Origin of the sequence: Massilia sp. S19_KUP03_FR1, assembly GCF_036688685.1 — a bacterium.
In the GTDB taxonomy this organism is placed as follows: Bacteria; Pseudomonadota; Gammaproteobacteria; order Burkholderiales; family Burkholderiaceae_D; genus JALYUM01.
The window spans coordinates 214,949-227,329 of sequence record NZ_JAQQPS010000003.1 but is presented as its reverse complement, the minus strand read 5'-3'; the positions used below and the strand labels follow the sequence as shown (position 1 = coordinate 227,329).

12 protein-coding genes are annotated in these 12,381 nt (G+C 64.0%); 10 read left to right on the top strand and 2 right to left on the bottom strand.

Annotated elements, in window-relative coordinates; genetic code table 11:
* Positions 1–13: 13 nt before the first annotated feature.
* From V6M87_RS04385 to V6M87_RS04345, 9 genes are all read left to right on the top strand, one after another.
* Positions 14–1,549 (top strand): hypothetical protein, encoded by a 1,536-nt coding sequence (locus V6M87_RS04385; protein ID WP_332848520.1) that lies wholly within the window; start codon positions 14–16, stop codon positions 1,547–1,549.
* Between the two features lie 4 nt (positions 1,550–1,553).
* Positions 1,554–2,297 carry a sulfite exporter TauE/SafE family protein gene (locus V6M87_RS04380; RefSeq protein ID WP_332848519.1) on the top strand — a complete coding sequence of 248 codons (744 nt, stop codon included), beginning with the start codon at positions 1,554–1,556 and terminating at the stop codon, positions 2,295–2,297.
* 55 nt (positions 2,298–2,352) lie between these two features.
* A complete protein-coding gene (locus V6M87_RS04375) occupies positions 2,353–3,459 on the top strand; it encodes an S-(hydroxymethyl)glutathione dehydrogenase/class III alcohol dehydrogenase (RefSeq protein WP_332848518.1) in 1,107 nt (368 codons plus the stop codon).
* A gap of 269 nt (positions 3,460–3,728) precedes the next feature.
* Positions 3,729–4,223: an outer membrane beta-barrel protein gene (locus V6M87_RS04370; protein ID WP_332848517.1), complete on the top strand. Its 495-nt coding sequence runs from the start codon at positions 3,729–3,731 to the stop codon at positions 4,221–4,223.
* Between the two features lie 163 nt (positions 4,224–4,386).
* Positions 4,387–6,456 carry a M13 family metallopeptidase gene (locus V6M87_RS04365; protein ID WP_332848516.1) on the top strand — a complete coding sequence of 690 codons (2,070 nt, stop codon included), beginning with the start codon at positions 4,387–4,389 and terminating at the stop codon, positions 6,454–6,456.
* A gap of 71 nt (positions 6,457–6,527) precedes the next feature.
* Complete coding sequence (locus V6M87_RS04360) at positions 6,528–6,914, top strand: BlaI/MecI/CopY family transcriptional regulator (RefSeq protein ID WP_332848515.1); 387 nt, start codon at positions 6,528–6,530, stop codon at positions 6,912–6,914.
* A gap of 4 nt (positions 6,915–6,918) precedes the next feature.
* The gene (locus V6M87_RS04355; RefSeq protein ID WP_332848514.1) at positions 6,919–8,082 is read left to right on the top strand and encodes a M56 family metallopeptidase; all 1,164 of its coding nucleotides are present in this window, start codon (positions 6,919–6,921) and stop codon (positions 8,080–8,082) included.
* A gap of 88 nt (positions 8,083–8,170) precedes the next feature.
* Positions 8,171–8,656, top strand: coding sequence for a type II RES/Xre toxin-antitoxin system antitoxin (gene parS, locus V6M87_RS04350; protein ID WP_332848513.1), 486 nt, complete (start codon positions 8,171–8,173; stop codon positions 8,654–8,656).
* The gene (locus V6M87_RS04345; RefSeq protein WP_332848512.1) at positions 8,656–9,138 is read left to right on the top strand and encodes an RES family NAD+ phosphorylase; all 483 of its coding nucleotides are present in this window, start codon (positions 8,656–8,658) and stop codon (positions 9,136–9,138) included. The genes parS and V6M87_RS04345 overlap by 1 nt, the downstream gene beginning before the upstream one ends.
* A 3-nt stretch (positions 9,139–9,141) precedes the next feature.
* On the opposite strand, the gene V6M87_RS04340 is transcribed toward V6M87_RS04345, so the two are convergent.
* Positions 9,142–9,936, bottom strand: a complete 795-nt coding sequence (locus V6M87_RS04340; RefSeq protein ID WP_332848511.1) for a lipid II flippase Amj family protein — start codon at positions 9,934–9,936, stop codon at positions 9,142–9,144.
* Between the two features lie 110 nt (positions 9,937–10,046).
* On the opposite strand from V6M87_RS04340, the gene V6M87_RS04335 reads away from it, so the two are divergent.
* Positions 10,047–11,459 carry an App1 family protein gene (locus V6M87_RS04335; protein WP_332848510.1) on the top strand — a complete coding sequence of 471 codons (1,413 nt, stop codon included), beginning with the start codon at positions 10,047–10,049 and terminating at the stop codon, positions 11,457–11,459.
* On the opposite strand, the gene V6M87_RS04330 is transcribed toward V6M87_RS04335, so the two are convergent.
* A complete protein-coding gene (locus V6M87_RS04330; protein ID WP_332848509.1) occupies positions 11,386–12,375 on the bottom strand; it encodes an aldo/keto reductase in 990 nt (329 codons plus the stop codon). The genes V6M87_RS04335 and V6M87_RS04330 overlap by 74 nt on opposite strands.
* Positions 12,376–12,381: the final 6 nt, after the last annotated feature.

The following is a 12,381-nucleotide window of genomic DNA, read 5'->3' as shown; positions in this document are numbered from 1 at the left end:
CAGAGGACATCCCATGACCAGCAAGCCCCCAGCAGCGCATCCGGAGTTGTCGTCGTACATCGCCAACGACGTCACCTTTCCCACCGCCTACCTGCGCGCCGTGGCTGCCATCGCCAGTTCGGACGGCGTGCTCAATATCGCCGATTTCAATGCCCTGACCGACGTGGCTGCATTGCTCAACGATTCGGCGCTGGCCCGGGTCGTCTTATTGGAATACATCGACCGACCCATGTCCTGGGGCGACGCCCTGATCGACCTGCAGGCGGCTGCGGCCGGCATTGACGCGGCCACCGCCGCCGCCGCGTTCGAGGCCGCGCGCACCTTGCTGGCGCTGCAGGGCGTGCGCAGCCGCGACCTGGCCAGGAGCCTGGCCAGCGCGTTGGGTTACGCCATCCGTCCGCATGAGCTGGAGGCGTTCGCCACCGACGAGCAAACCATCTGGAGCAAGGTCAGCATGGGTTCGGTGCGCATGCTCAAGGGGCGAAAATATGCCGACCTGGCCGAGCTGTGCGTCAGCGCCACCGGCGACCTGGCCTTGGCCCACGCCGTGCGCGAATTCGAAAACGGTACGCTCGACAAGGGCGAATTGTCGCGCCGGATGACAGCCACGTGCACCCGCGCCAGCCAGGAAATCGCCGCGTTCAACCAGCGCATTGCGGACTTCGAAGACAGCCGCGAAACCACGCTGGCGTTCCTCGATTCGGCGTATGCGCTGCAAAAGCAGGTGCAGCAGCGCCTGGCCATTGCCGATGCGCGCATTGCGTTCGAGCGCGCCACCTTCGACGAGGACATGGAGGAGGCGATCCATGACGCCGGCAATGCCTTCGAACGCGATGTGGTCGAGCGCCTCGCCACCGACCAGTGGAAGCGCCCGGTGGTGTGGGAGAGCATCGCCAAATCCACCTTCGGCAAGGAACTCGAGCGCCGGGTCAATCGCATCATGTCGCGCCGCGAGCAATCGCTGCGCTTGATCCACGAAGACCTGCGCCTGTTCCAGGAAGACATGGCGCTGTCGCGCACCACGCTCCTGAAACGCTTGCACCATGCGCAGTTCGCCGGCGCGGCGCCCGCGCTGCGCTGGGGCACGCGCGTGGTCAACGGGGTCGAAAGCGCTGCTGACACGACGCTCAAAGTGGGCGGTGTCACCATCCTCGGCGCCGGCGCGGCGGCTTATTTTCTCGGTGCCGCCGTGGTGCTGCCGGTGGTGGCGCCGGCCGCGCCGGTCATCGGCGGCGTGCTGCTCGTTGCCGGCGCGTTCAAATGGCTGATGAATCCGGCGGAGCGAAAAACCGGCGAAATTGGCCACCAGCGCGCCATGTTCGAAAAAGCGTTCCGGGTGCAACTGGAAGCGGCCCGCCTGGAACTGAACGCGCAGCTCGACGCCACCTCACAGCAATTCCACACGGCGGCGGCGCAGCTGGTGCAGCCGGTGTTGCTGGAAGCCCAGGCCGCCGACCGCCTCGCTGCGCTGCACGTCAACATGGCGCGCAAGCTGAACGACCATTCGCAGAAGGCATTGGCCGACATGCTGGCGGCGCTGCCTGAATGACAGCATGAGCGATGGCACCCTCGCGTTACTGATCGCTGCCGTTTTCTTTCTGGCCGGCCTGGTAAAAGGCGTGGTCGGCCTCGGTTTGCCGACCTTGTCGATGGCCTTGCTGGCGCTGTGGATGGCGCCGGCTCAGGCAGCGGCGCTGCTGATCGTGCCCTCGCTGGTGACCAACCTGTGGCAGCTGAAACCGTGGGGTGCGCTGGGACCTGTCTTGCGCCGCACCGCCTCGCTCCAGGTCGCGATCGTGGCCGGCACGCTGGCCGGCGCGTGGGCGCTGGGACCGCCATCGGGAACCTGGGCTGCAGTGGCGCTTGGCGTCGCGCTGATCGTGTATGCCCTGTGGGCGCTGGTTGGCGTGCATGTGGCGGTCGCGCCGCGCATGGAGCGCTGGCTTGGCCCCGTCATCGGCGCGCTGACCGGCGTGGTGTCGGCCGCCACCGGCGTGTTCGTCATTCCCGCCGTGCCTTACCTGCAGGCGCTTGGTCTCACGCGCGACCAACTGCTGCAAGCCATGGGCATCTCGTTCACGGTGGCGACGCTGGCGCTGGCCGCCGCCTTGTCCGTCAACACGCACTACAGCAGCGCGACCTTGATGACGTCGGCGCTGGCGCTGCTGCCGGCGCTGCTCGGCATGGCGGCGGGCGAGCGCTTGCGCCATGTGCTCTCGCCGCTTGTCTTCAAACGCTGCTTCCTGGGAGCCTTGCTGCTGCTGGGGGTGCAGATGGTGGTGCGCGCCCGGATGTAAGCCTTGTTATGATGGCGCATTCGTATTCCACACTACACCACAGGCAAGGAACAACATGAAAACCAAGGCAGCAATTGCATGGAAAGCGGGCGCCCCGCTGACGATCGAAGAAGTCGACCTGGAAGGCCCGAAGGCCGGCGAAGTCCTGGTCGAGATCAAGGCCACCGGCATCTGCCATACCGATTACTACACCTTGTCCGGTGCCGATCCGGAAGGAATTTTCCCATCGATTCTGGGCCATGAAGGCGCCGGCATCGTGGTCGACGTGGGCCCGGGCGTGACCAGCGTACGCAAAGACGACCACGTGATTCCGCTGTACACGCCTGAATGCCGCCAGTGCAAATTCTGCCTGTCGCAAAAAACCAATCTGTGCCAGGCGATCCGCTCGACCCAGGGTCGCGGCCTGATGCCGGATGCGACCAGTCGCTTCTCGATCGACGGCAAGCCGATTTTCCACTACATGGGCACGTCGACCTTTTCGAACTACATCGTGGTGCCGGAAATCGCGCTGGCGAAAGTGCGCTCGGATGCGCCGTTCGATAAAATTTGCTACATCGGTTGCGGCGTGACCACCGGCGTCGGCGCCGTGCTGTTCACGGCCAAGGTAGAGGCGGGCGCGAATGTCGTCGTGTTCGGCCTGGGCGGCATCGGCCTGAACGTGATCCAGGCGGCCAAAATGGTGGGCGCCGATAAAATCATCGGCGTCGATCTGAACCCGGAACGCGAAGCCATCGCCCGCAAGTTCGGCATGACGCATTTTGTCAATCCATCGAAAGTGGAAAACGTCGTGGACGCGATCGTCCAGCTGACCGACGGCGGCGCCGATTACAGCTTCGAGTGCATCGGCAACGTCACCACCATGCGCCAGTCGCTCGAGTGCTGCCACAAGGGCTGGGGCCAGTCGATCATCATTGGCGTGGCGGCAGCCGGCCAGGAAATCTCGACGCGGCCATTCCAGCTGGTCACCGGCCGTGTGTGGAAGGGTTCGGCCTTCGGCGGCGCGCGTGGCCGCACCGACGTGCCGAAGATCGTCGACTGGTATATGGAAGGCAAGCTCAATATCGACGACCTGATCACGCACCACCTGCCGCTCGAGCGCATCAACGAAGGGTTTGATTTGATGAAGTCGGGCGAGTCGATCCGGTCCGTCGTGGAGTTCTAAAGTAAGCCACCGGCACCGCGCCATATGTCGTTCGGGCAGGCCGACGCCGACACACGCACGTTGTTGCATGCCGCCCTCGTCAGTGGCGCGGCGCAGCCGGCGCACATGATGTGATCAAAACTGCATCGCTACTTTGTTTCGGAATGTAAGCAGGGAATCGTGCGCGTCCTTACAGTGCCTATAATCCGCACCCGACAGCGCCGCATACACGACGGCGTTGCCTGATATAAGTCAGTTCACTGGCACAACCACTTTATACGGATCACACCATGTTCAAAAAAATCTTCGCAGCAGCAGCCCTGGCAGTCCTGGCATCGTCGGCTTTCGCCGCTACGCCTAACACCTTCTACGCTGGCGTAGACGCCGGCAGCACCAAGATCGACGGCTTCGGTGACAACAAAGGCAGCTACGGCGCCTTCCTGGGTTACAACTTCCACCAGAACTTCGCTGCTGAAATCGGCGCCCGCCGCCTGGGTAGCTGGACTGTGTTCGGCGCTGACGTCGATGCCAACCAGTACGCTGCTTCGATCGTCGGCACCCTGCCACTGCAGAATAACTTCAACGTGTTCGGCCGCCTGGGTTACAACAAAGTGGAAGCCAAAGCATCGTACAACGGCTTTACCGCCAATGCTGACGACAGCGGCGTGCTGTACGGCGTGGGCGTGGGCTACCAGTTCACCCCAACCATCTCCGGCCGTATCGAGTTCCAGAAGCCATCGTCGGACAGCCACAACCTGAGCGCCGGCGTCGCCTTCGCGTTCTAATTGCCGCGCGGTCATGACCGCGTGAACAAGCTGTGCAATAAAAAGCCTTCCCTGCCGAGCAGCGGAGGCTTTTTTCATTGTTGGCCGGTCAGGTCAATATTGCCACTTGTATATTTGTGTGGCAGCATGCGGCGATACTTTTCTTCTTGACTGGACCGATTGCATGCGCCCGCTGATTCGATTTGCCTTTTTCCTGTCCATCGCCGGCGTGACCGCGCTGGCCCTTGCGCAAGCGCCGGCCGAGCGCCCGGCTACCAGCTTCCCGTACACGCCCGGCCTCGATGTGACGTCGATGGACAGGAACGCCGACCCCTGTGTCGACTTTTACCAGTACGCCTGCGGCGGCTGGATGAAAAACAACCCGGTGCCGGCCGATCAGGCGCGCTGGTCGGTCTACAGCAAGCTGACGCAGGACAACCAGCGCTACCTGTGGGGCATTCTCGACAGCCTCGCCACCAAGCATGACGGCAGGAATGTGGCGCAGCAAAAAATCGGCGACTACTTTGCCGCCTGCATGGACGAGAAGGCTATCGCACAGCGCGGCGCCGCGCCGCTGGCGCCCTATTTGGCGCGGATCGGCGCCATGCGCAGCATGCGCGACTTGCCGCGCGTGCTGGCGCACCTGCACGGCGATTTCGGCGACGACGCCTTCCTGTTCGGCTTCGACGCCAGCCAGGATTTCAAGGACGCCACGCGCGTGATCGCCTTTGCCAGCGGCGGCGGCATCGGCTTGCCGGACCGCGATTCGTATTTGAAGGACGACCCGAAATCGGTCGACCTGCGCTCCAACTATGTGGCGCACATTGCGCAGACCTTCGTGCTGCTGGGCGAGAGCGGCAGCCAGGCGGCCGCGCACGCCGCCAAGGTGATGGAGATCGAAACGGCATTGGCGCGCGCCTCGCTGTCGCGCGTCGACAAGCGCGATCCCTATAAACTGCTGCACAAGGTCAACGCCAAAGGGCTGCAGGCGCTCACGCCGGGCTTCGACTGGCACACGTATCTCACCGAACTGGGTCAGCCCAGGCTGAACAGTTTCAATGTCACCGAGCCGGCCTATTTCAAGGAAGTTTCGCGCTTGCTGGCCAGCGAAGACGTGGCAGCCGTGCAGACGTATTTGCGCTGGCACGTGGCGCGCCATCTGTCGCCCGCGCTGGCGCCGGACTTCGACCAGGCCCATTTCGATTTCTTCAGCAAGACCCTGCGCGGCGTCGAACAACAGCCGCCACGCTGGAAGCGCTGCGTGCAGCAGGTCGACCAGCAGCTCGGTGAAGCGCTGGGCCAGGAATTCGTCAGCCGCGCGTTCTCGCCGGCATTGAAAGCCAAGTCGCTACACATGACGCGCCAGGTGGAAGACGCGATGGCCAAGGATATCGATGCGCTCGACTGGATGAGCACGGACACGAAAAAACGCGCGCAGCAGAAACTGAAAGCCATCGTCAACAAAATCGGTTACCCCGACCAGTGGCGCGACTACAGCGCGTACACCGTGACGGCGGACGATTACGCCGGCAACGTGGTGCGCGGGAATCGCTTTGAAGTCAAACGCCACCTGGCCAAGATCGGCAAGCCACTCGACCGCTCGGAATGGGGCATGACGCCGCCGACCGTGAATGCGTATTTCAACCCGCAGATGAACGACATCAACTTCCCGGCCGGCGTGCTGCAACCGCCGCTGTTCGATCCGAAAATGGATGACGCGCCAAACTACGGCAACACTGGCGGCACCATCGGCCACGAGCTGACCCACGCGTTCGACGACGAAGGCCGCCAGTTCGACGCCAACGGCAACCTGAAAGACTGGTGGACCAAGAAGGATGCCAAGGCGTTCGAAGAGCGCGCCCAGTGCATCGTCGACCAGTACGCGCAGTACACGGTGGTGGACGACATCAAGATCAACAGCAAGCTGACGCTCGGTGAAGACGTGGCCGACCTCGGTGGCCTGATCCTCGGCTGGATGGCATGGCAAACGGAAATGGCCAGCATGCCGCAGCAAGCGACTGCCGCCCTGCGCGATGGTTTGACGCCGGAGCAGCGTTTCTTTGTCGGCAATGCGCAATGGGCCTGTGAAAACGACCGCCCGGAAAACCTGCGCGTCAAGGCGCTGACTGACCCGCATTCGCCGGGCAAGTTCCGCGTGAATGGCCTGGTCGTGAACATGCCGCAATTCCAGAAGGCCTTCATGTGCAAGGCGGGGCAGCCGATGGTTGCGGAGAAGCGCTGCCGGGTCTGGTGACAAGGGCTTGTTGACAGGTGCAATTACAAGTGTAATCATGAGTTCTGATTACACTTGTAAACGAATGCACCATGTCGGAAAAAAACCCCAGCATCAGCGAAGCCGAGTCGCACGTCATGGAAGTATTGTGGCGCGCGCCCGCACCCGTGGTGGCCGAGCAAATCGTCGTGGCCCTGGCCGAAACGCGCCGCTGGCAGGCGGCCACCGTTAAAACCCTGCTCAATCGCCTGCTGAACAAGGGCGCGATTGCCGCCGAGAAGGATGGCCGGCGCTTTCTGTATCAAGCGGTCCTGCAGCGCGACGCGTGGCTGGCGCGCGAAAGCGCGAGCATGCTGCAGCGCCTGTTCGGCGGCCGCCTGGCGCCGCTGGTCGCGCATTTCGGTAGCCAGCAGACCTTGTCCCCGGAAGACGTGCAGGCACTGCGCAAGCTGATCGACCGCTTCGACCATGAGCAGTGAACTGATGCCGTCACTGCTGCGCCTGACGCTGTTCACCAGCATCACGCTGCTGATCCTGCTGGCCATCCGCACGCCGCTGCGGCGCTTTCTCGGCGCAGCGGCAGCGTACCAGGCCTGGCTGCTGGTGCCGCTGGTGACGCTGGTCGCCTGCCTGCCGGCCCGTACCACGCCGGCGCTGCACGGCGCCGCCGCCGTGCGCACGGCGCGCGTGCTGGCCACCCGGATGGTGCCCGCGCCATCGTTGCAGGTCGACCTGCTGCTGGTGGCGTGGGCCGGCGGTGCGCTGGCGCTGGCTGGCTGGTTCCTCCACGCGCACCAGGCATTCCGGCGTGCGGCCGGGCCGTTGCGGCAAGCCGGCGGCGTGTATCTCAGTGCGGGTGATACGGGTCCGGCGTCGGTCGGCCTGCTGCGCCCGATCGTCATCGTTCCGCATGACTTCATGCAGCGTTACGGCGCCGCCGAACAAGCGCTGGTGATCGCCCACGAACAGGTTCACATCGCGCGCCGCGACGCACTGGCCAATCTGCTGCAGGCCGCATGCCAGTGCCTGTTCTGGTTCCATCCGCTGGTGCACCTGGCCGCGCTGCGGTTCCGGCAAGACCAGGAATTGTCATGCGATGCGCGTGTCATGGCGCAGCACCCCGGCCAGCGCCGCAGCTATGCCGAAGCGCTGCTCAAATCGCATCGACGCGCGCCGTTGCAAGACGGTATCAACTGCCATTGGCAAACCCATCACCCCATCAAGGAGCGTCTCATGCAATTGCAATCGTCCGCGCCACGTTTATCCCGCCGCATCGCCGGCCGTTGCCTGGTGGGCCTGCTTGCCGCCGGCGCCATGTTCGGCGCCCTGGCCGCGCGTGCCGAACCGGAAGCGCCGGTGTATGCAGTGGCCATGACCATCGATGCCGGCGGCGCACAATCGTCACCGCGCGTGTTGGCCAAAACTGGCGAGCAGTTTGCCGTGGCGAGCGGCGCGTGGCGCATCGAGATGACCGTGCGCGGCGCGAACGAGGCGGGCAGCGTCTGGGTAGTGAGCAAGGTCTACCAGGATGCGAAAGTCGTCGGCACGCCGCATTTGCTGGCCCACCTCAACGAAAAAATCGGCGTCAAGGTGGGCGACGGTGCCGCTCCATTTGCCTTGTCGATGGTGGTCACGCAGCAGCCTTAGCACCACCTTGCGGCCGAATCGCTTGCAAAGTACAGGCTTTGTGATAGTCTAAATCTGGATAAGAAAAAGTATTGATTTGGAGGTGCGCATGACGAACGAAGCCCGCAAGCCGCGCGTCAAAGCGGCGCAGGAACACCGCGCCCCCGCGTTGGCGGTGGCCCAGGCCGTGGCCTCTTACGGCCCCGTGGGCGCCTTTACCGGCGACCCGGCCGATATCATCCGCAACATGCGCAGCGGGACATTCGCTGACATAATTCCAGGGCTCGCTGCCCGCCTCGGCGTGACGCAGGACGGCCTGTTTCGCCTGCTGCGCCTGCCGCACAGCACGATGAAAGCGCGCATCAGCAAGAACGATACCTTGTCGTCGTCGGAACAGGATCGCCTGTACCGCACCGAAAAAGTGTTGGCGCGCACCCTGGCCGTGCTCGAGGATGCACCATCGGCCAGGGCCTGGCTGGTGCAGGAAAATCGCTCCCTGGGCGGCGAAGCGCCACTCTCTCTGCTCGACACGGAAGCCGGCTATGAGCTGGTGCTCGATACGCTGGGCCGCATCGAGTACGGTGTCGTGGCCTGATGGCGGCGGGAGACGTCGTCCTGTGGCGCATTGCCAAGGAAACGCCGGACTATCCCGCGCATGACATGTCCGGCGGCGGCGCCAAGGCAGTCGGCGGCCGCTGGAACCGCAAGGGGACGGCGGCTGTCTATGCATCGACTACGATTGCGCTGGCCACACTGGAAACGTTGGCGCACCTGGGCGGGAATATTTCGATCCGCAATGCTTTTCTGGTGCGCATCGAGGTACCGGCCGCGCTGTGGGCGCAGCGTTGCAAGGTCACCGTGGCCAGCCTGCCGGCGGCGTGGCTGGCCGAGCCGCCCGGTGCGGCATCCATTGAGATCGGCGACACCTGGCTGCGCACGCAAGCCCACCTGTTGCTGCTGGTGCCATCGATTAGCGTGCCGGAAGAATACAACGTCCTCATCAACCCGGCGCATCCGTCAGCCCGCCAGCTCGGTGCGAGCGTGGCGCGCCAGTCGGTCTACGATCCGCGCCTTTGAGCGTCAGATGGCGCGCGCCACGTGCATGATCAGCCAGGCCGACGGCACCAGCAGCGCCTGCGCCAGCAAGGTGCCCACCAGGCGGCTGCCGACCAGCCAGATGACGGCCTTGCGAAATTGTCCTTCTCCCAGTTTTCCTTCGATGACATCGTCCGTCAGGCCCGACATGTGCGGGTCGATGAAAATCGCCAGCATGATGGTGGCGCCGCCGTTGATGATCGACGACAGCGTGCTCGACGTGACGCGTACGGACGGATCGAGCACGCTGGCATACAGCGCGGCAAACACGCCGACGGTCCACAAAGCGGTGGCGAGGATATTCATCAGCGTCATGCTGACCGACACACCGTGACCCTTGGCAGCGGCCATGTTTTGCGCCACGGGCAGGCTGGCCGCGACACGCACATACGACAGCCCGCCTTTGAAGAAGCCGTGCAGGATCAGCTTGGGCACCGAGCGGTGCACCTGGAAGTGCAGCACCGCGCGGCTGAACACGCGCTGAAACGTGGGAATCAGCACGGCGGCCACGATGGTTGCCAGGGTCGCCGTCAGCAGCAGCCAGCGGAAGTCGCCCAATAAACTGTCGGCCTGCTGCAAGCCATTCTCGACGCGTTTTGCCAGGAACGGACTGAGCATCATGTTCGAGGTGCGTGACACCAGCACCAGGATGCTGAACAGCGCAAACGAGACAGCAATCTTGCGGGTGCGCACGCCTGCGATGCGTACCGAATAGGCCAGGGTGCCGATCAGGTGGATGACGAAGGTGAGAAAACAGAGAAACAGTAGCTGGAAGTCCATGCTGGTTGGTATTTTTTTTATGAACACCGATGCTGCCACAGTGCGCCTGCAAACGCCATGGAAAACGTAGTACATGCATAATTGCAGCATCCCACTGGCAGGAGCCCGGCTTGGCATTTCTGATACTCACCGCAACTGGCCTGGAAGCCTTCCTCGAACTGGGCCCTGGCGCAACCGGCCCCGTAGCGATCAATCCGGCGCTTGCCACCGATGCCATGCTGGCGCAGTTGCGCGACGCCGGCGTGAGCGTCCACGTCCTGCAGCACCCGGTCGATCCGCACGACGAGGACGAGGTCGCCGCCGCCGTGCAGGAAGCGGAGCAGGGCGGGGGCACCGTCTGGCTGGAACGCGGGCCGGCGCCGGTGGTTTCCGGCACGCCGGCGCGCTCGCTGCGGCGTCGGCTCGGCAGCAACGCCGGGGCCGCCTGGCGTTTCCTGGACCGCCAGCTGGGTGGCGGCCGGCATCTGATGATCGTCCCTTACCTGGGCTTCGGCAATGCACGCATGGTCAGCATTCGCGGACGGGTTCTCGATGAAATTGGCTTTCGCGCCCACAGCCTGCAGGACAGCGCGTGGCGCAATGTCGCCGCCCTGTACCAGCGCCTCGAATCGGACCAGGTAGCCGGCGCCAAAGTGCGCGCGAACTTTCACGGCGTGGAAGGCGAGGCAGTCACCGACGGCGGCGGCTATTTCACGATCGACCTGGCGCTACCCGCGCCGATGGCGGAAAGCGGCTGGCAAACCGTGCAGCTGACATTGGTGGACACATCCATTCGTGCGGTCGCCGAGGTTCTGATTGCGCCGGCCAGCGCGCGCTTCGGGGTGATCAGCGACATCGACGACACCGTGCTCTGGACCAATGTCACCAATAAACTGAACATGGCGCTGACGCTGGCCCGCAGCAATCCTTTTACGCGCAAACCGTTCAAGGGCGTCGCCGCGCTGTACCGCGCGCTGCATGCCGGCGCGGGCGGCAATGAAGGCAATCCCGTGTTCTATGTGTCGAGCAGCCCGTGGCATTTGTTTGACCCGCTGGTCGAATTCATGCGCCTGCAAAATATCCCGCTGGGGCCCTTGATGCTGCGCGAACTGTCCGTGCGCGCGCTGCTGAAACCCGCCATGTCGCGCAACCACAAACTGGACAAGATCGAGAAGGTCCTGCGCACCTATCCCGATCTGCCGTTTGTTTTAATTGGCGACAGCGGCGAGCGCGACCCGGAAATTTATGCCGAGGTGGTGCGGCGCCACCCGAGGGCAGTCAAAGTGATTTACATCCGCAATGTCAATCCGGACCCGGCCCGCATCGATGCGCTCGACCGGCTGGCCGAACAAGTCGCCGCCAGCGGGGCCCAGCTGGTGCTCACCAGCGACAGCGCCGCGGTCGCCGCGCACGCGGTGGCGGCCGGCTTGATCGCGGCCGATGCAATGGCCGCGGTGCGCGCCGAAAAGCTTATTGGTGACCGGCCACCAGGTGCGGAACGTACGGCGTCTCCAGCGCCGCCAGGTGAGCCGGGGACAGGGTAAGAGACAGCGCAGCGACGGCATCGTCCACCTGCGCGGCCTTCGACGCCCCGATGATCGGCGCGCTCATGCCCGGTTTGGCCAGCACCCATGCCAGCGCCACCTGCGCCATCGGCACCTGTAATTCGGCCGCGACGCTTTCGACGGCATCGATGACCGCCTTGTCCGCCTGTTCGGTTTTGCCGAACAGGATTTTGGTGACGGCATCGGTTTCGCTGCGGCGGGTTTCGACGCCGGCAGGGCGCGTCAGCCGCCCGCGCGCCAGCGGGCTCCATGGAATCAGCCCCACGCCCTGGTCGCGGCACAGCGGGATCATCTCGCGCTCTTCTTCCCGGTACAGCAGGCTGATCTGGTTCTGCATCGACACGAAGCGGGTCCAGCCATTGGCGCGTGCCACTTCCTGGGCCTTGGCGAACTGCCAGGCAAACATGGACGAGGCGCCGATATAGCGTGCCTTGCCCGATTTCACCACGTCGTGCAGCGCTTCCATGGTTTCCTCGATCGGGGTGGCGTAGTCCCAGCGGTGAATCTGGTACAGGTCGACATAATCGAGGTCCAGGCGTGCCAGGCTGGCATCGATGCCCGTCATGATGGCCTTGCGCGACAGCCCGGCGGCGTTCGGCGCCTTGTCGCCCGGCTGCACGGGATAGTAGAGCTTGGTGGCCACCACGGCTTCTTCGCGCCGCGTAAATTCCTTGAGCAGCTTGCCGACGATGACTTCGGACGAGCCGGCCGAATACATATTCGCCGTGTCAAAAAAATTGATGCCCAGCTCCACCGCACGGCGGAAGATGACGCGGCTATCCGCTTCGCCCATGGTCCACGGATGCGTGCCCGGCTGCGGCACGCCGAAGGTCATGCAACCGAGCGCGAGGCGCGAAATATCGAGTCCGGTGGACCCCAGTTTGGTGAATTGCATGGCGCG